This window comes from Nonomuraea sp. NPDC050227, from assembly GCF_044459705.1.
In the GTDB taxonomy this organism is placed as follows: Bacteria; Actinomycetota; Actinomycetes; order Streptosporangiales; family Streptosporangiaceae; genus Nonomuraea.
Genome location: NZ_JBITJF010000011.1, coordinates 341,885 through 360,159 on the forward strand (window position 1 = coordinate 341,885; position 18,275 = coordinate 360,159).

The following is an 18,275-nucleotide window of genomic DNA, read 5'->3' on the forward strand; positions in this document are numbered from 1 at the left end:
CGACACGTCTCGAAAGGACGACCGGCGACATGCAGAAGATCACGACCTACCTGTGGTTCGACAACCAGGCCGAAGAGGCGGCCGAGTTCTACACCTCGATCTTCGCCGACTCCCGCATCCTGGACGTCCAGCGCTACCAGGAGGGCGGCCCCGGGCCTGCCGGGCAGGCCATGATGGTCTCCTTCGAGCTGGCCGGGCAGCGCTTCCTCGCCCTGAACGGCGGCCCGCAGTTCACCTTCACCGAGGCGATCTCCCTCTACGTCGACTGCGCCTCCCAGGAGGAGGTCGACGACCTGTGGGCCCGGCTCACCGACGGCGGCGAGGAGTCGCAGTGCGGCTGGCTGAAGGACCGGTACGGCCTGTCGTGGCAGATCGTCCCGAGGGCGCTGCAGGAGCTGATGAGCGTGCCGGACCCGGCCGCCGCCCAGCGGGTCGTGCAGGCCATGCTGGGCATGCGGAAGATCGAGATCAAGGGCCTGGAGGACGCCGCCAAGGGCGTCAGCTGACCACGTCCTTGCGCCGGAACCTGCGGAAGGCCACGGCGATCAGGATCGCGGCATAGGTGATCGACACCGAGGCGCCCTTGGCCATCCCGCTCCAGTCGAGCTCGGGGGCCAGGGCGTCCAGCCACGCGTTGTTCCAGAACGTCGGCAGGAACTCGCGCAGCGTGCCCAGCGCCTCGACCGCCTGCAGGATGGTGCTCACGATCCACAGGCCCACCGCCCCGCCCACCGCGCCGAGCGGCGAGTCGGTCACCGTGGAGACCAGGAACGCCAGGGCCGCCACCACGAGCTGGCTGACCAGGGCGTAACCGATCACGATGCCGAACCGGGGCAGCACGTCGAGCGCCGGGATCGTCTCGCCGGTGCCGGGCACCTGGATGTCGTGCCAGCCGAACGCGACCGTGCCGGCCAGCAGCGCCATCAGCGGCAGGCAGATCACCGCCGCCGCCGAGAAGCCGAGCGCCACGATCAGCTTCTGGCGCAGCAGGCGGTCGCGGGGGACCGGCGCGGCCAGCAGGTAGCGCAACGACGACCAGTTGGCCTCGGCGGCCACCGTGTCGCCGCAGAACAGGGCGACCGCCACCACCAGCAGGAAGCTCGCCGACACCGACAGGGCGAACGCGGCGAAGTTCAGGCCGCTCGCGGTGGCCAGGTCGCTGATCCGCACCGACGACGGCCCCTGGTTGCCTGACTGCGGCCCGAACTGGAACGCGATCACCAGCACCCAGGGCAACGCCAGCAGCAGACCGAACATGACCAGCGTCCGCCGCCGCTTGAACTGCCGGACGATCTCCACGCGCAGCGGCAGCGTGCGGCGCGGCGCGTAGCCGGGCGCGGCGGTCATGATCTGTCTCCGATGAGGTCGAGGAACACGTCTTCCAGGCGCGGACCGCCGTGCCCGTTGCCGTTGCCCGCCGCCGAGCTCAGCAGCCGCGACACGGGCCCGGTGGAGACCAGCCGGCCGCGGTGCATGACGACCACGTGGCTGCAGGTCTGCTCCACCTCCGCCAGCATGTGGCTGGAGACGATGACGGTCCGGCCGTCGCGCGCGTAGCGCTTGAGCACCTCGCGCATCTCCCGGATCTGGGGCGGGTCGAGACCGTTGGTGGGCTCGTCGAGCACCAGCAGGTCGGGCAGGCCGAGCATGGCCTGGGCGATGGCCAGCCGCTGGCGCATGCCCTGGGAGTAGGTGCGCACCGCGCGGTCGAGCGCCTTGCCCAGGCCCGCGATCTCCAGCGCCTCCTCGAAGTGGGCGTCGGCGGCGGGGCGGCCGGTGGCGGCCCAGTAGAGCTCGATGTTGTCGCGGCCGGACAGGTGGGGCAGGAAGCCGGGGCCCTCCACGAACGAGCCCAGCCTGGACAACACGGGCGCACCGGGGGTGACGGGGTCGCCGAAGATCCGGATCTCGCCGGAGTCGGGACGGATCAGGCCCATCATCATCCGCATCGTGGTCGTCTTGCCGGCGCCGTTGGGGCCGAGGAGGCCGAGAACCTGACCCTGCTCGACCCGGAACGACAGCCCGTCGACGGCCCGCTCGCCGTTGCGGTACGCCTTGGTCAGCCCGACGATCTCCAACGGCACCTCACGCCCGCCGTCACCGCCCGGCGCCTCACGCCCGCCGTCACCGCCCGGCGCCTCCGACGCCCGGTCGCCGTTCGGGCTCACGCCGGCCTTCGCCGCCGAGCCGCGGCCCGAGGGACGGCCGGTGGCCAGGAGGACGGCGGCGGCGAGCACGGCGGCCAGCGGCATCGCCCACACCCACCAGGCCACCCCGGTCGGCGGCGCGGCGAGCGTGCGGACCGTGGGGACGGCCAGCGCGGGCGAGGCCAGGGAGACGCCGAACGCGGCGGGCTCGGCCGGGGTCGCGAACCCCATGTCCGTCGTGGTCACGACCAGCCGCAGCCGGTGGCCCACGGCGAACCGGTGGTCGACGGCCGGCAGGGTGACCGTGGCCTCGGCCGAGCCGGCCCCCTCGGGGATCGTGACCCGGAACGGCGCCACCAGCCCGGCAGGCAGCGCGGGCGGCTGGACGGCGTCGGCGACGTCGTAGAGCTTGGCGAACAGGGTCGCCTGGCCCTTGCCCGACACCTTGACCTTGACCGTGGGGCTGCCGGTGAGCTGGAGCGGGGCGGTGAGCGGCGGCGACTCGAACGCCGCGCTCTGGCCGGGCATGTCGATGGACACGCCCGCGCCGCCGCCCTGGCCGCTCAGCAGCCCCCCGACGCCGGGAACGGTCGAGATCGAGGCGGGGGCGCCGCCGGGCGGGTTGACGACGTTCTGCTCGGGGCCGGCGAGCCGCACCGTGGCGGTGTCGGTGCCGGCCAGGCCGGGGTAGGCGGCGGCCTCGGGGTGGAGCCTGATGCGCTGGCGGGTGCCGGGGTCGCGGCCGCCGTCACGGGTGACGGTGAACGCGCTCACCGCGGGCGCGGCCTCGCGCTTGAGGTGGCGGGCGAACCAGGCCGAGGACTGGTCGTAGAGCCAGTCGGCCTCGCCGTTGCCGCCGTCGTGCCCGCCGTCGAACCAGGCCAAGCTCACCGGCGTGCCGGCGGCGGCGATGGCCCGGGCGTTGGCGTCGGCGTGGGCGAGCGGGAACAGGGAGTCGCGCTGGCCCTGGAGCAGCAGGGTGGGCGCCTTGATCCGGCCGGCCACGGTGACCGGGCTGGATCTGCGCAGCAGCGCGACGGCCTCGGGCGTGGCCCGGCCGTCTTCGGCGACCTGCTGGTAGATGGCGCAGATCGCCGGCAGGAAGCGGCCGCACCTGGCCTGCTCGACGGTCAGCGGGGCGGCGGCCTCGCGGCGGGACTGGGCGGCGAAGGTGTCGAGGGAGACGCCCTGGCCGAAGAAGATGCCCGCCCACATGCGCTTGAAGACGCCGTCGGCCACGCCCTGCCCGATCGCGGCCTGCGGGCCCGTGGCGGACCCGGCGGCGGCGTTGGGGAAGAGGGCGTCGGCCAGGTCGGCCCAGGTGATCTGCGGGACGATGGCGTCGACGCGCTGGTCGTAGGCGGCGGCCATCAGGGCGATGGCCCCGCCGTACGAGCCGCCCGTGATGCCCACGCGCGGGTCGCCGGCGGCGTCGAGCCGCACCTCGGGCCGCCTGGCCAGCCAGTCGACGAGCTGCTTGACGTCTTTGACCTCGTAGTCGGGCGAGTTGAGCGCGATCTCGCCCGTGGAGCGGCCGAAGCCGCGCGCGGACCAGGTCAGCACGGCGTAGCCGTCCTGGGCCAGGCGGGCGGCCTGCTGGCGGACGCTCTGCTTGCTGCCGCCGAACCCGTGGGCGACCAGCACGGCGGGCGCCTTCCCGCCGCCGGCGGGCGGGAAGAACGTGGCGTCGAGCTCCACCCGCTGGTCGTCGGCGGGCCCGTCGACGACCGTGATCCGCTGGTCCTGACCGCGCGCCTCCGCGGTGGACGGCCACACCAGCCACGTCGTCACCCCGAGGACGGCGAGCACCGCGACCAGCGCGGCCACACGTTTCATGGCGGTGAGCCTACTTTCCGCACCTGAGAGATCCCTGAGACGGCCCTCAGCCGAGGATCGCGTAGACGGTCGAGGCGTGCGCGGCCGGATCGCCGTCGCCGTCGGGCGTCAGCGTGACCTCCGAGAAGGCCAGCGAGCGCCCCAGCTTGGTGACGCGCACGTCGAGCAGCACGTCGCGGCCCACCACCGGCCGCTGGAACGTGGTCGACTGCTGCACGGTGGTCATCGGCACGAACCCGCCCCTGGCGGAGGAGATCGCGACGACGGTGGCGGTGTCGGCGGCGGCCATCATCGCCTGGCCGCACAACCCGCCGCCTTCCCTGGCCAGAGAGTCGGACCAGGGGAGCCGGACGACGGCGTGGCGCTCGCCCACCTCCTCCACCCGCAGCCCGAGCTCCTGGATCCAGGGAGCGAAGTATTGCCGGAGAATCGCCTGTGCGTCTTCTGGAGTCACGCGCTCATCATGCACGCTGTAGGGCATGGCGGAGGAGCGGAGCGAGCGTCCTGTGGATAACCCCGAGCGGGCGGAGGAGCGGAGCGAGCGTCCTGTGGATGACGCGAAGCAGGGGGAGGAGCGCGACCTGGCCGAGGTGTTCCTGCCGTCCACCTACGCGGCGGACGTCCCCTACGACCTGTACGCCCGGCTCCGCCGGGAGAGCCCGGTCTGCTGGATCCCCGAGCCGGCCGTCGGCCCCTGGCGCGAGGGGCCCGGCTACTGGGGCGTGTTCCGGCACGCCGACGTCAAACGGGTGCTGCGCAGCCCCGACGACTTCTCCTCCCACCTCGGCGCTACTCAGATCCGCGACCCCGACACCCCTGCCGACCTGGAGTTCGTCCGGTCGATGATGCTCAACATGGACCCGCCAGAGCACTCCAGGCTGCGCCGGATCGTGGCGGCCGCCTTCACGCCGCGCGCGGTCCGCGCCCTGGAACGCACGATCAAGGACCGGGTGGCCGCGCTGCTCGCGCCCGGTGAATGCGACTTCGTCGAGGTGGCCGCCGACCTGCCGGTCTGGACGCTGGCCCACGTGATGGGCGTGCCCGAGCAGGACAGGCGGCTGCTGTACGACTGGGCCTCCCGCGTCATCGGCTACCAGGACGACGACTACGCCGGCCTGTCCACGGCCGAGGTCGAGTCCCTGACCCCCGTGGGCCGGCTGGCGGTCGCCGCCCGTCCCGAGCTCGAACCGGGCATGAACCCCAGGTCCAGGGCCGCGCTGACGGACATGTTCGCCTATGCCCACGCCCTGGCCGACACCCCACACGAGTCCGTCATGTCCGCCATGAGGAAGGGCGGCCTGACCGGGGCCGAGTTCGAGAACATGTTCTTCCTGTTCGCCGTCGCCGGGAACGAGACCCTGCGCAACGGCATCCCCGGCGGCCTGCTCAGCCTGCTGCGCCACCCCGCCGAACTGGCCCGCCTGCGCGCCGACCCGTCGTTGCTGGAGTCCGCGGTCGAGGAGATGCTGCGCCACTGGCCCCCGGTGATGGACTTCCGCCGCACGGCCACCCGCGACCTGACGCTCGGCGGCCGGCGCATCCAGGCGGGGGAGAAGGTGGTCGTCTACCACGCCTCGGCCAACCGCGACCCGGCCGTCTTCGCCGACCCCGACCGCTTCGACGTCGCCCGCACCCCCAACGACCACGTCAGCTTCGGGTTCGGCCCGCACTTCTGCCTCGGCGCCCACCTCGCCCGCGTCCAGCTCCGGGCGGTCTTCGCCGAGCTGCTCGCCTGGGACGTCGAACTCGCCGGCCCCCCGGTACGCCTCACCTCCAACTTCCAGAACGGCCTCAAACACCTCCCGGTACGCCTGACCCGCCGCCCGGCCTGAAGGCCGCCGCTCATCCAGACAAATGGGACATCTGAGACCGATAGGCCGGATGACCGTAAGATTTGCGCCGTGAAGTCACCAGCATCGTTCAAGAAGGCCGCAGCATGGGCCTTGCCGTACTGGACCAGAGGCCAGGCGGGGCGCGAGACGCCGCAAGACCTGTTCCGGGTGCTCTACTTCGGATGGCTGGTGGCGCTCACGCTCAAGCTCCTCGGCTCGGCCTGGGACGTCTCGTGGCACTTCAAATGGCTGCGCGACGACCTCGCCCCGCCGCATCTGCTCAACTCCGCCGGCACCGCCCTGGTCGTCGTGCTGACCGTCGTCCACGGCTACACCGGCTACGGCGTCGACAAGGCGGCGCTGCGGCTCATCCAGTGGGGGACCGGGATCTTCCTCGTCGCGGTGCCGCTCGACCTGATCAACCACCGCGTCAACGGGCTCGACATCACCTCGTGGAGCCCGTCGCACATCATGCTCTACGTCGGAACGTTCTTCATGATCATGGGCGTGATCAGGGGCTGGTTCATGGGCGCGCCCCCCGGCCGGGAGCGCACGGTCGTGCTGGGCGCCTTCCTCGCGTTCTTCCTGGAGAACGTGCACTTCCCCGAGCAGCACCAGGAGTACGGCATCCTGTCGCTCGGCGCCTGGGACAACCAGGCAACCTACGCCGAGCCGATCCTGCTGCGCTTCGCCGCCGACCAGATGGGCCGTCCGGTCGACCGGATCATGATGGCCGGGTTCACCCTGCCGGTGCCCGACTACCTCTACCCGGTCTACGCCGTCGTCGGCGGGCTGTCGGTGCTGGTCGCGGCCAGGCTGCTGATCGGCAGGTTCGGCGCGGCGACGCTGGTGGCCGGCGCGTACGTCGGGTTCCGCACGCTGATCTGGCCGCTGCTCACCTTCGGCGGCTTCCCGCCGTCGGCGGTGCCGTTCTTCTTCGTGGCGGCCGGGCTGCTGGTGGACCTGGCGTTCCTGGTGCGCGTCCCGGCCGTGCGCGCCGTCGTGGGGGCGGCCGCGGTGACCGCCGGCGCCTACGGCGCGCTGGTCGCGCAGAACGCGGCCCTGGGCCCGGTCTACGGCGCGATCAAGGGCCAGACCGGCCTGTACGGAGCCCCGCCCCTGGTCACGTCGTCGGCCCTGTGGGCCGGGCTCGGCCTGATGGTCGCCTGGCTGGCCGCCGAATGGCTCGCCGGGCGGCGCGACCGGCGGGCTCAGCCGATCGAGGCCCGGGTGATCGCGACCGCCACCCCGTAGGCCAGCCCCATCACGCCCACTTCGGCCGCCGTCCAGCTCACCAGGGCGGTGGCGCCGCCGCGGCGGATCACCGGCAGCAGGCGGAAGCGGATGTGGGCGGCCAGCGGCACCAGCAGCGCCACCAGCGCCGTCTTGATCACCACGAGCACGCCGTAGTGGCTGGTCAGGATCGCGCCGGGCAGCTCGACGCCGGGCGTGAGGGCCATCGTGCCGAGCCCCGTGACCAGCCCGGACAGCGAGACCAGGAGCAGGCAGACGGTGGCCATCCTGGAGAACTTCGGCAGCGCCACGGCCAGCAGCCCCCGGTGGGGGGCGACGAACACGGCCGTGGCGGCCAGGCCGCCCGCCCAGGCCGCCGCGCCCATCACGTGGATCTCCATCGAGATCATGATGGGGTCGTGCCAGACGGAGTTGACCGCGTGCCCGGTGACCGGGATGGGCAGCAGCCCGAACAGCGCCACGATGATCCGCAGCTCCGCGGGCACCTTCTCGCCGAACCTGACCGCCATCAGCCCGATGCCCGCCGCCGCCAGCGCGCACGCCGCGCTGAACAGCAGCCCCTGCCCGGTGCCGACCTCCTCGACGTAGGAGGCGATCAGGCCGAACGTGGGCACACGCCCCGGATTGAGCTCGGCCGTCTGGAACACGATGGTGAGCAGCGCGCAGATCGCCCACGCCCAGGCCGCCAGCACGGCGAGCGGACGCACCCGGCGCAGCACCGGCTCGGTGGCGTCGGGGTCGTCGAAGCCGAGCAGCTTGGGCACCAGGCTCAGGCCGACCACGGCGACGGCGGCCAGGTCGAGCAGCACCCGGACGACCGGCAGGCCGTAGGCCACGACCGGCCCCGGCATGGGGATGCCCGGCACGGACTCCTGCGCGGTGAACGTGGACGCCGCCACGGCGGCGACGATCCCGCACACGACGAAGGCGCCGGCGACGAGCCGCCCGCCGACGGCCTGCCGGCTGGAACGGGAGGAGACGGTCGCGGTCACGCCCGCGTCCCGCCCTCGGACGAGGCGGCGCCCTCGGCGGGCTCGGCGGCGGCGGAGGTCGCCGAGGTGGCCGAGGTGGCCGCCGGGTCCGCGCCGGCGGGGGTGGCCCGGCGGAGGGCGACGGCGGTGCCCGCGGCCAGCAGCAGCAGCGCGGCCACGATCCACACGACCGCCATGCCGGCCCCGCCGTTGGCCGCCGCCTCGGCCGCCTCGGCGCTGTCGCCCTGCTCGGCCTGCCCGGCCGAGACGCCGGTGGCGGAGGCGGCCATGGTGAAGCTGATCTTCCCGGTCACCGGATGGCCGTCGGAGGACAGGATCCGGTAGCCCACCACGTACGAGCCGCCCGCGGGCAGCGGCCTGACCTTGACGGAGACCCGCTCGGCGGACACCTCCGCCGCGCCGTCGGCCCACGAGGAGCCGTCCGCCCCCGTCACGCCCACCTGCGCGTAGCCCTGGCGCACCGCCTGGTCGAACACCAGCGTCACCCGCGCGGGCGAGGCGGACAGCGTGGCGCCGTCCTTCGGATCGCTGCCGACCAGCACGTTGTGCGCCTGCGCGGGAAGGGCGAACCCGACCGCGGCGCACGCGAGCAACAGGACCGTGAGTAGCCGCCTCACCGATCAAAACCTTCCATCGAACGAGTCTCGAACCCGTATATGGTCCCACCCATGACGGACCTCTTCGGCGGCGCGGCGCCCTACTACGCCAAGTACCGGCCCGGGCACGGCGATCCGGCCATCGACCGGCTGGCCCGCGCGTTCGGCCCGGACGGCGTCGTGCTCGACCTCGGCTGCGGCCCGGGGACGATCGCGATCCCGCTGGCCGGGCGGGTGCGCGAGGTGCTGGCCGTGGACCCCGACGAGGAGATGCTGGCCGAGGGGCGGCGGCTGGCGGCGGACGTGCCCGGCGTCCGCTGGCTGCGCGGCGACTCGACGACGCTGCGGGAGCTGCCGCCGTTCGGTCACGTCGTGATGGGCCGGTCGTTCCACTGGATGGACCGCCGCGCGGTGCTGGCCGACCTCGACGCGCTGCTGCCGCCCGGCGGCGTCGTCGCCCTCGTCGGCCCCACCCGCGACCCCGCCGAGGAGCCGTGGGAGCCGGTCATGCGCCGGGTGCGCGAGGAGTTCGGGGTGAACACCTGGACGGCCGCCGGCTCCTTCCAGCAGACCGGCGAGCACCACCAAGACGTGCTGGCCGCCTCGCCCTTCGCCGACCTGGAGTCGAGCCGGTACGAGCACCGCCTCGCCTACGACCTCGACGCCGTGCTCGGCCTGCAGCTCTCCTACTCCTACACGGCCCCGGCCAGGCTCGGCGACCGCCTGCCCGCGTTCGTCGAGGCGGCCAGGGCCGCCCTGCTGGCCGCCGAGCCGTCGGGCCGCTGGGAGCTGACGACGACCACCGAGGTCCTCATCGCCCGGCGTCCGGCCTGACCGGTCCGGTGGCCCGGACGGACGGGCCTCAGCGCCGGGTGAGCCGCCGGACCGCGAAGCCCGCCACCCGCACCGCCGCCGACGGCCACAGCCGGGCGGCGCGCCAGGCGATCCGGCCCGAGGCCGGCGCCACGATCAGCGCCTTGTTCCTGGCCACCCCGCGCAGGATGTCCCCGGCCAGCGCGTCGACGGGATAGAGCCGCCCCTGCGCCCGCACCGCCGCGCGCCTGGCGTGGGCGGCGATCTCGTTCTGCGGCAGCCCCGGGTTGGCGTGGTCGAGCAGCGGCGTGTCGATGAACCCCGGGCAGACCACGCTCACCCGCACCCCGTACGCGGCCGCCTCGGCCCGCAGCCCCAGCGAGAGCCCGACCACGGCGTGCTTGCTCGTCGTGTACGGCAGCATCAGCGGCGCGGGCACCAGCCCGGCCAGCGAGGCGGTGTTGACGATGTGCCCGAAGCCCTGGTCCACCATGATCGGATAGGCTGCGTGCACGCCGTGGACGACGCCGCGCAGGTTCACGTCGATCGTCCGGTTCCAGTGGTCGAGCGTCAGCTCGCGGGTGCGGCCGCCGACCGCGATGCCGGCGTTGTTGAACAGGAAGTCGAGCCGTCCGCGTTCGGCCTTCACCCGGGTGACCAGCGCGGCCACGGCCTCGGCGTCGGTGACGTCGAGCCGGGCGAACTCCAGCCCGGAGTCGGCGGCGGCCTGCTTGCCCGCCCGCTCGTCGACGTCGGCGATCACCACCGTCACGCCCCTGCGCCGCAGCTCCCGCGCCACCGCGAGGCCGATCCCGGAGGCGCCCCCGGTCACCACCGCGACCTTCACCGGCCCGGCCCCGTCCAGATCCCCATGGCCTGCCAGACCTTCCTGCTGACGACGTTGACGAGCCCGATCTCGGCGCACAGCTCACGCGTGCGGCCGACCGAGTCGCGGATCTCCCGCCGGGCGGCCGGGTTGTCACGGTAGATCTCGGCCACGACCTGCGGCGGGACGCGGAAGTGCCTGATCAGCGGGCCGGGCGGCGCGAGCATGATGCGGGCCATCACGCCGAGCACGACCGGCGAGATCACGCTCAGCAACATCCGCCGGTGGCGGGGCATGCGCGGCACCCGGTCGCGGAGGTAGTGGCGGGCGAAGGAGATGTGCCTGGCCTCCTCCGCGATGTGGATGCGCATGATCGTCTCTTCCAGCGGATGGTGGGCCCGGCCGTCCTTCAGCACCTTACGCTGCACGTGGTCGATCGGGTCCTCGCCACCCAGGACGAAGACGAAGAACAGCTCGGTGGAGATCAGCGGGATCCAGGGCGCGATCTGGGCGACCAGGGACAGCGGCCGGGGCATGCCGCGTATCGGGAGCTTCGTGCGGTTCACGAACTCCTGGAACATCATCCCGTGATGTCCCTCTTCGATGGTCTCGTGGTAGACGTACCGGAACTCGGGGGAGCCGTTCGGCAGGCGGTAGGCGTAGTTGAGCAGGCCGCGCTTGAGCAGGTTCTCGAACTGCAGGCCGATCTTCATGGCGGTGGCGACCCGCCACAGGCCGATCCTGGCGCGGACCTCGGGGGAGCGGCTGCGGTACCACGGGTGGCCGCCCAGCTTGTCGACCTCGGGCAGCTCCCAGCGCGGGTCGGCCTGGTCCACCCGGAACTCCGGGTCGTCCCACGGGATGTCGCGGTAGGGCTCCCAGTGTCTGTCGACCGACGCCTTCGACAGGCGTTCGACGACCGCCTCGTAGGCGGTGCGGTCGGCGATCCTCTCGTCGTTCTCCCTGGCGGCGGCAGAGCTCGGTGCGGATGTCATCGCGGCTGCTCCTCTCCTCGCCCTTGTAATTGTACGAAGGATCCAATAGGCGTGGAAGAGGGACCCGGGTCACAGGTTCTCGACGGGCAGCCCCAGCTCTCCGGCGACCGCCGTACGCAGCAGGACGGCGGCCCGGCGGCGGGAGAGCACGTGGGGATGCACATGTGTCTGGACCGCCAGGCCGTCGATGAGCGCCAGGATCCGCCAGGCCGCCTCCTCCGGATCGCCGCAGGCGAACGCGCCGGAGCGCACGCCGTCCTCGATGATCGAGAGCAGCAGTGAACGGCTGCGCGCGTCGATCCGGCGGGAGATCTCCGCCAGCTCCGGGCTGCGCATCGCCTCGGCCCAGGCGTCGATCCACAGCCGCCACTCGTCCGAGGGGATCACCGGCGAGCAGCGCCGCAGCAGGGCGCGCAGCCGTTCGAGCGGGCCGGCGGGGGACTCCTCGATGTCGGACAGCGCGTCCAGATGCAGCCTGGCCGCGTAGCCGAACGCCTGCGCGAACAGCCCGTCCTTGGTGTCGAAGTGGTAGAAGAGCAACGCCTGGCTGACGCCCGCCGCGCGGGCGATGTCGAGGGTCCGGGTGTGACCGAACCCCTGCTCGGCGATCACTTCGCAGGCCGTCTTGAGGAGGTCTTCGCGTCTTAATCGGCTGAAAGTGGGTGTCACGGCGAGTAACTCTAACTACTGATCAACGGTATTTGTAGGACAAACCGGGCGCCGCGTTCGGAGGGCTCGATGGTGAGCGTGCCCTCGTGGGCCTCGGCGATCTCGCGGGCGATGGGCAGGCCGAGCCCGGTGCCGCCGGCGTCGCGTCGGCGGGAGTCGGCCAGCCGGGTGAACCGCCGGAAGACGGCTTCGCGCTGGTCGGGGGCGATGCCGGCGCCGTCGTCGAGCACCTCAAGCACCGCCCGTCCCTCGTGTTCACCCACAGTCACAGTGATCATGGTATCGGCGTGCCTCTCGGCGTTGTCGAGCAGGTTCGCCAGCAGGCGGGACAGCCGCAGCGCGTCGCCCTCGACGACCACCCCCGAGCGCAGCCGCGTCTCCACCAGCTTGCGCTCCGGGCGGCGGAGCAGCTCCTCGCGCACCAGCTTGGCCAGGTCCACCGGCTCGCGGCGGCCGGGCGCGCCGGCCTCCAGCCGGGCCAGGGTCAGCAGGTCGCCGACGATGTTCTGCAGGCGGTCGAGGCCCTCGATCACGTGCCGGCCGGTCCGGGGCCAGTCGGTCTCCTCGGGGGCCAGCATCGCCTCCTCGACCTGCGTGCGCATCGCCGCGATCGGGCTGCGCAGGTCGTGGGAGGCGTCGGAGGCGAACCTGCGCTGCTGCTCCACCGCGCGTTCGAGCCGGTCGAGGGTCTCGTTCACGGTACGGGCGAGGTCGTCGAGCTCGTCCCGGTGCCGTCCCCTGGGCACCCGGCGGCCGAGGTCGGTGGCGGTGATCTCGGCCAGTTCGTCCCTGATCGCCGAGACCGGGGTCAGCGCCCTGCGCGCGGTCAGCCAGGCCACGCAGGCCGTGACGGCGGCCAGCAGCAGCACGCCGAGCGCGGTGGCCGGCGGGTACCAGGGGCTGATGTACCAGGGGAGCTCGGGGGTGTAGGCGTAGATCATCCAGGGTCTGCCGCCGACGTGTGCCCGGAAGCCGACGGTGATCAGGCAGTGGACGCCGCGCAGCCGGTTCGTGCAGGACGTGGTGTCGAGTCGGGCGTCGGCGCCGGTGGCGGTGCTGGTGCTGAGCGGCGGCTGACCGGTCAGGCGCGGGCTGGCCTGCCGGATCCGGCCGTCCGCGTCGACGACCTGGATGAGGTCGGTGCCCTCGGTGACGGCCACGGGCCGCAGGCGGCCGGGCGCGTCCCGCTCGACGACGAAGGCGATGCGGCGGGCGGCGCCGGCGGTCTGCTCGGTGAGGAAGCCGGTGGCCAGCGTGTGCACGAGCGGCGTGACGAGGAGCGCGGTGACGCCGTAACCCGCCAGCGCGCACAGCAGGGCGGCCAGCGTCAGCCGCCGTTGCACGGACCAGCGTCTGAACATGCGCACGCACCCTCCGACGACCAGATGATCACAGGAGGCGGGAGTGGTGCTAATTAGCGGAGTTTCGGCGACAAATGCGGCCGAAAGGCCCTCCAGAGCATTGCTCTATGCGTGCCGCCGCGACCTGACTAGAGTAAGTGAACACTGATGCCAAGGAGTCGATGTGGACCTTGCAGAGTATCGGCGTGCCGCCGCGGAGTGGCTGCGCGACAACGTCCCGGCCGACGATCAGTCAGGGGCCGACGCCCTCGCCCGCGCCAAGGAGTTCATGGCCAGGCTGTACGACGCCGGCTACTCCGGCATCACCTGGCCGCGGGAGTGGGGCGGCCAGGGGCTGACGCAGGCCGAGGAGCGCGCCTTCGCCGCCGAGGCGCGTGACTACACCCTCCCCACGTACGTCTTCTCCATCGGGCTCGGCATGACCGGGCCGACGCTGGTGGACCGGGGCACCGACGCGCAGCGCGAGCGGTTCGTCCGGCCGCTGCTGCGCGGCGAGGAGGTCTGGTGCCAGCTGTTCTCCGAGCCGGGCGCCGGCAGCGACGTGGCCAGCCTCCAGACCCGCGCCGTACGCGACGGCGACACCTGGGTCGTCAACGGCCAGAAGGTCTGGACCTCGGTCGCCCACCACGCCGACTGGGGCCTGCTGCTGGCCCGCACCGACGTCGAGGTGCCCAAGCACCGCGGCCTGACCATGTTCGTGGTGGACATGCACCACCCTGGCGTGACGGTCAGGCCGCTCAAGGACATGTCCGGCCGGGCCAACTTCAACGAGATCTTCTTCGACAACGTGACGATCCCCGACGAGCACCGGATCGGCGAGGTCGACGACGGCTGGAGCGTGGCCGTCACCACCCTGCTGCACGAGCGGCTGTCGATCTCGGCGGGCGTCGGCATGGGCGGGCAGAAGGACAACCCGGCCACCTTCGAGGCGCTGCGCGAGACGCTCGACACCAGCGACCCGCTGGTCCGCGACCAGCTCGTCGAGCTGCACATCCGCAGCCGCGCCCTGGCCCTGTTCAACCAGCGACTGGCCCAGGAGACCAGGGCGGGCATCTTCCCCGGCGCCCGCGGCAGCGCCGCCAAGCTGCTGCTGGCCGAGCTGACCCTGTTCCAGGCCGACCTCGCCACCCAGCTCGTCGGCCCCGAGTCCGTGGTCGGCGACCACCCGCTGTCCCGGTCGATCTCGCTGGCCCCCGGCATGGCGCTGGGCGGCGGCACCAACGAGATCATGCGCAACATCGTCGGCGACCGCGTGCTCGGCCTGCCGCCGGAGCCGCGGGTGGACAAGACCGTGCCGTTCAAGGACCTGAAGGTGGGGACGCAGGGGTGAAGCTCGTACTCAGCCAGGAACAGCAGCAGCTCCGCGAGGCCGTGCGCGACTTCCTGCGCGCCGCCTCGCCGCTGCGCAAGGCCCGCGAGGGCTACGACCCCCAGGTGTACGCCCGGCTCAACGGCGAGCTCGGCCTGTCCGGCCTGGTCGTCCCCGAGGAGCACGGCGGCGCCGGGGCCGGGCTCGCCGACCTCGCGGTGGCCCTGGAGGAGACCGGCGCCGCGCTGCTGCCCGGCCCCTTCCTCGCCACCCAGTTCGCCGCGCTGGCGCTCACCCAGGTGCCCGACAAGGAGCTGCTGGGCGGCATCGCCGAGGGCCGCGTCGCCGCCACGCTCGTCCAGCCCGAGAGCGACCTCGCCTTCGACGGCACGGCCGTCACCGGCGCCCTGCCCCGGGTGCTGTCCGGCATGGAGGCGGACGTGCTGCTCGCGCCCGCGCCCGGCGACGGCGGCGTGCTGCTGGTGGCCGTCGACCTGGCCGGCCCCGGCGTCACGCGGACCCCGCTGGAGACGCTCGACCTCACGCGCGGCCAGGCGCGGGTGACCCTGGAGCACGCCCCCGCCCGCGTGCTCGGCCGTCCGCCCGCCGGCAGCGGCATCGGCGACCGGCTGTGCGTCGCGCTCGCCGCCGAGCAGCTGGGCGTGCTGCGCGCCTCGCTGGACGCCATCGTCGCCTACGCCAAGATCCGTGTCGCCTTCGGCCGTTACATCGGCTCCTACCAGGGCGTCAAGCACAAGCTCGCCGACATGCACGGCAAGCTCGAACAGGCCGAGTCGATCGTCAGGTACGCCGCCTGGGCCGCCGACGAGTCGCCCGCCGAGCTGCCCGGCGCCGCCCCCCTGGCCCAGGCGTACGTGGGCCGCGCCTGCTTCGAGGTCGCCCGCGACCACCTGCTCCTGCACGGCGGCATAGGTTTCACCTGGGAGCACGACGCGCACCTGTTCTACAAGCGGGCCAAGGCCGACGAGGTGCTGCTCGGCCCGCCCCGCATCCACCGGGCCCGTCTCGCGGAACTCCTGGAGCTGTAGATGGACATCAGCGGCCTTCCCGGCTTCTACGCCATCGCCGCCGCCGACCCCGGCCGCCTGGCCGTCATCGACACCGACGGCACCCGGACCACGTACGGCGAGCTGCTCGCCCGGGTCAACCAGGTCTCCCACGGCCTGCGGGCCCGCGGGCTGGGCAAGGGCGACGTGGTCGCGGGCGTGCTGACCAACGGCGTCGACGCCGTCGTCATGCTCATGGCGACCGGCCAGATCGGGCTCTACTACGTGCCGGTCAACTGGCACCTCACCGAGTCCGAGGTGTCCTACATCCTGGCCGACTGCGACGCCAAGGTCGTCGTCACCGACGCCGCGCACGCCGTGCCGGGCGCCGAGATCGGCACGTCCGGACTGGCCGAGGGCCAGCCCGCGGACGCCCCCGACGGACGTACGGCCGGGGCGGTCATGTGGTACACCTCCGGCACCACCGGCTTCCCCAAGGGCGTGCAGCGCGCGCTGCCCGACGCCGAGCCGGAGGCCATCGTGCCGCTGTACACGTGGTTCCTCGGCGAGGTCGTCGACCTCGCGCCGGGCGACGCCGTGCACCTGGTGACCTCGCCCATGTACCACTCGGCGCCCTGCGCGCACACCCAGTTCGCGCTGCACCTCGGGCACACGGTGGTGATCACGCCCAGGTTCGACCCGGTCGACATCCTGGAGCTGATCCAGCGCCACCACGTCTCCAACGCCATGATGGTGCCGACCATGTTCCACCGCATGCTCCAGCTCCCCGAGGACGTCCGGGCCAAGTACGACGTGTCGAGCCTGCGCCAGGTCATCCACACGGCCGCGGCCTGCCCGGTCGCCGTCAAGCAGGCGATCATGGACTGGTGGGGCCCGGTGCTGTACGAGTACTACGGCTCCACCGAGTCCGCGATCGCCTTCTCCGTCAAGCCGCACGACTGGCTGGCCAGGCCCGGCACGGTGGGCCGCCCGGCGCCGACGTTCGAGGCCAAGATCTGCGACGAGAAGGGCGAGGAGCTGCCGCCGGGCGAGCCCGGCATGATCTACGTCAAGTCCTCGATGGGCTCCTTCGAGTACCGCAAGGACCCGGCCAAGACCGCCGCCAGCATGCTGGGCGAGTGGTACGCCCCCGGCGACATCGGCTACCTCGACGACGACGGGTTCCTGTTCCTGTGCGACCGGCGCACCGACCTGATCGTCTCCGGCGGGGTGAACATCTACCCCGCCGAGATCGAGGCCGCCCTGCTGGAGCACCCCGCGGTGGCCGACGTCGCGGTCATCGGCGTGCCCGACGAGGAGTGGGGCCACAACGTGGTCGCGCTCGTCCAGCCCGCCGAGGGCGTCGAGCCGGGCCCCGCGCTAACCGCCGAGCTGCTCGAACACTGCGGGCCCCGGCTCGCCCGGTTCAAGCACCCGAAGGTCGTCGAGTACCGCGACCGGCTCCCGCGCACCCCCACGGGCAAGCTGTCGCGCTCGAAGGTGCGCGAGGGTTACCTGGCCGAGGCGGGGAACACCAGCTCCTCGCTGTAGTCGCGGCCGTCGCCGAGGTAGAAGCGGGTGGCGAGGGTGCGGTCGGCGGTGTCGAAGACCGTGGTCCACAGCGTGCGGAACGGCCCGGCGGCATCCTCCGCCGGCCGCACCGCGCGCAGGCTGTCCCGCAGGTCTTCGGCGGACATGGTGGCGCCCTTGCTGCGCTCGTACAGGGTGCGCAGCCGGCCGTAGGTGCCCAGGCTCGCCGGGGTGTCGGCGGGCAGGGCCATCGGGTCGGGATGGCGGTGCAGCAGGTGGTTGGTGACGCACAGCGGGCCGTCGCCGAACTCGACGGCGTGCTCGGTGCCGTCCGTGCCGCGCTCCCACACGAACGCCTGGCCGTGGGCGTCGGCGACCAGGTAGTGCAGGGGCAGGCCGAGGTCGTACTGCTTGGCCCCCAGCAGCGCCTGCCTGGCCTGGGCCGCGGTCTCGCAGGTGTCCATGAGGAACCGGGGCAGTTGCAGGCTGCCGAGCCCCACCTGCGGGACGTCCAGCCGCGGCGGGGTGGCGGTCTCGGCGTCGGCGATCAGCAGCATGACGGCCAGGCCGGCCTCGTTGATGCCGTCGATGCAGCCGTCGAGGCCGTTCATGGTGATGACGGTCGAGGCGAGCCCGTCGTCGGGCACGGTGCTGATCACGTACGGGCGGGCGGCCATGGGCAGCTCGCCGGGGCGGGCCGGCTCGCCCATGAGCTGGCTGGTGGTGTGCAGGAAGAAGTCGTAGTTGCGGCCCACCCTGCCGTGCCCGTCGGCGGAGGCGGACGGCGGGCACCACAGGGCCGAGCAGGCGGCGCCCGCGGGCACGAAGTTCCAGCCGTCGAGGGCCAGCTCGTCCTGGTCGGGGTCGAGGCCGAGCGCCGCGGCGGCGCCGTCCATGCGGGCGTGGTGCTGCGGCCAGTTCCGTTCGAACCAGGACATCCTTGCTCTGATCACCGCCGGGTCGGCGGTCGTGGGCGACCAGCCGAGCCGGCGGGCCTCCTCGGTGAGCACCCGGCCGATCTCGAACTGGCTGCCGGTGACGGTGAGGTGCGTGACGAGCTGGAAGTCGTCATTGCCGCCGGCCACGCAGGTCATGTTGGTCATGCCGC

General features: G+C 72.8%; 17 protein-coding genes. 7 read left to right on the forward strand and 10 right to left on the reverse strand.

Annotated features, from left to right (window positions below; translation table 11 throughout):
* Positions 1-29: 29 nt before the first annotated feature.
* On the forward strand, positions 30-506 hold the full coding sequence (locus ACIBK9_RS37315; RefSeq protein WP_397163444.1) for a VOC family protein: 477 nt from the start codon (positions 30-32) through the stop codon (positions 504-506).
* Here ACIBK9_RS37315 and ACIBK9_RS37320 read toward each other — a convergent pair.
* From ACIBK9_RS37320 to ACIBK9_RS37330, 3 genes are read right to left on the reverse strand one after another with little or no spacing between them, the layout of a single operon-like run.
* Complete coding sequence (locus tag ACIBK9_RS37320) at positions 499-1,347, reverse strand: ABC transporter permease (RefSeq protein ID WP_387663860.1); 849 nt, start codon at positions 1,345-1,347, stop codon at positions 499-501. The genes ACIBK9_RS37315 and ACIBK9_RS37320 overlap by 8 nt on opposite strands.
* A complete protein-coding gene (locus ACIBK9_RS37325; RefSeq protein WP_397163446.1) occupies positions 1,344-3,983 on the reverse strand; it encodes a CocE/NonD family hydrolase in 2,640 nt (879 codons plus the stop codon). The genes ACIBK9_RS37320 and ACIBK9_RS37325 overlap by 4 nt, the downstream gene beginning before the upstream one ends.
* Positions 3,984-4,029: 46 nt before the next feature.
* Positions 4,030-4,437 carry a PaaI family thioesterase gene (locus tag ACIBK9_RS37330; protein WP_352321529.1) on the reverse strand — a complete coding sequence of 136 codons (408 nt, stop codon included), beginning with the start codon at positions 4,435-4,437 and terminating at the stop codon, positions 4,030-4,032.
* Positions 4,438-4,531: 94 nt separating this feature from the next.
* On the opposite strand from ACIBK9_RS37330, the gene ACIBK9_RS37335 reads away from it, so the two are divergent.
* The gene (locus ACIBK9_RS37335; protein WP_397163449.1) at positions 4,532-5,815 is read left to right on the forward strand and encodes a cytochrome P450; all 1,284 of its coding nucleotides are present in this window, start codon (positions 4,532-4,534) and stop codon (positions 5,813-5,815) included.
* A 69-nt stretch (positions 5,816-5,884) separates the two neighbouring features.
* Positions 5,885-7,069 carry a hypothetical protein gene (locus ACIBK9_RS37340; protein ID WP_397163451.1) on the forward strand — a complete coding sequence of 395 codons (1,185 nt, stop codon included), beginning with the start codon at positions 5,885-5,887 and terminating at the stop codon, positions 7,067-7,069.
* Here ACIBK9_RS37340 and ACIBK9_RS37345 read toward each other — a convergent pair.
* Together ACIBK9_RS37345 and ACIBK9_RS37350 are read right to left on the reverse strand one after the other, a co-directional pair.
* Positions 7,027-8,061: a CopD family protein gene (locus ACIBK9_RS37345; RefSeq protein WP_397163452.1), complete on the reverse strand. Its 1,035-nt coding sequence runs from the start codon at positions 8,059-8,061 to the stop codon at positions 7,027-7,029. The genes ACIBK9_RS37340 and ACIBK9_RS37345 overlap by 43 nt on opposite strands.
* Positions 8,058-8,678 (reverse strand): copper resistance protein CopC, encoded by a 621-nt coding sequence (locus ACIBK9_RS37350; RefSeq protein WP_397163454.1) that lies wholly within the window; start codon positions 8,676-8,678, stop codon positions 8,058-8,060. The genes ACIBK9_RS37345 and ACIBK9_RS37350 overlap by 4 nt, the downstream gene beginning before the upstream one ends.
* Positions 8,679-8,729: 51 nt before the next feature.
* Between ACIBK9_RS37350 and ACIBK9_RS37355 the strand changes: the two genes are divergently transcribed.
* Positions 8,730-9,491 (forward strand): class I SAM-dependent methyltransferase, encoded by a 762-nt coding sequence (locus ACIBK9_RS37355; protein ID WP_397163456.1) that lies wholly within the window; start codon positions 8,730-8,732, stop codon positions 9,489-9,491.
* Between the two features lie 28 nt (positions 9,492-9,519).
* Here the strand turns inward: ACIBK9_RS37355 and ACIBK9_RS37360 are convergent, their stop codons facing one another.
* The 4 genes from ACIBK9_RS37360 to ACIBK9_RS37375 form a co-directional block, all read right to left on the reverse strand.
* Positions 9,520-10,317, reverse strand: coding sequence for an SDR family NAD(P)-dependent oxidoreductase (locus tag ACIBK9_RS37360; RefSeq protein WP_397163458.1), 798 nt, complete (start codon positions 10,315-10,317; stop codon positions 9,520-9,522).
* Positions 10,314-11,291 carry a diiron oxygenase gene (locus tag ACIBK9_RS37365; RefSeq protein WP_397163459.1) on the reverse strand — a complete coding sequence of 326 codons (978 nt, stop codon included), beginning with the start codon at positions 11,289-11,291 and terminating at the stop codon, positions 10,314-10,316. The genes ACIBK9_RS37360 and ACIBK9_RS37365 overlap by 4 nt, the downstream gene beginning before the upstream one ends.
* A 69-nt stretch (positions 11,292-11,360) precedes the next feature.
* Positions 11,361-11,960: a TetR/AcrR family transcriptional regulator gene (locus ACIBK9_RS37370; protein WP_397163461.1), complete on the reverse strand. Its 600-nt coding sequence runs from the start codon at positions 11,958-11,960 to the stop codon at positions 11,361-11,363.
* 11 nt (positions 11,961-11,971) lie between these two features.
* On the reverse strand, positions 11,972-13,321 hold the full coding sequence (locus ACIBK9_RS37375; RefSeq protein ID WP_397163462.1) for an ATP-binding protein: 1,350 nt from the start codon (positions 13,319-13,321) through the stop codon (positions 11,972-11,974).
* Between the two features lie 163 nt (positions 13,322-13,484).
* On the opposite strand from ACIBK9_RS37375, the gene ACIBK9_RS37380 reads away from it, so the two are divergent.
* Genes ACIBK9_RS37380 through ACIBK9_RS37390 form a run of 3 tightly spaced genes read left to right on the forward strand, consistent with a single transcriptional unit; the run spans position 13,485 to position 17,188 of the window.
* Positions 13,485-14,651: an acyl-CoA dehydrogenase family protein gene (locus ACIBK9_RS37380; RefSeq protein ID WP_397163464.1), complete on the forward strand. Its 1,167-nt coding sequence runs from the start codon at positions 13,485-13,487 to the stop codon at positions 14,649-14,651.
* On the forward strand, positions 14,648-15,679 hold the full coding sequence (locus tag ACIBK9_RS37385; RefSeq protein ID WP_397163466.1) for an acyl-CoA dehydrogenase family protein: 1,032 nt from the start codon (positions 14,648-14,650) through the stop codon (positions 15,677-15,679). Before ACIBK9_RS37380 ends, ACIBK9_RS37385 begins: the two co-directional genes overlap by 4 nt.
* Positions 15,680-17,188 (forward strand): AMP-binding protein, encoded by a 1,509-nt coding sequence (locus tag ACIBK9_RS37390; RefSeq protein WP_397163468.1) that lies wholly within the window; start codon positions 15,680-15,682, stop codon positions 17,186-17,188.
* On the opposite strand, the gene ACIBK9_RS37395 is transcribed toward ACIBK9_RS37390, so the two are convergent.
* Complete coding sequence (locus ACIBK9_RS37395) at positions 17,149-18,270, reverse strand: C45 family autoproteolytic acyltransferase/hydolase (protein WP_397163542.1); 1,122 nt, start codon at positions 18,268-18,270, stop codon at positions 17,149-17,151. The genes ACIBK9_RS37390 and ACIBK9_RS37395 overlap by 40 nt on opposite strands.
* Between the last annotated feature and the right edge of the window lie 5 nt (positions 18,271-18,275).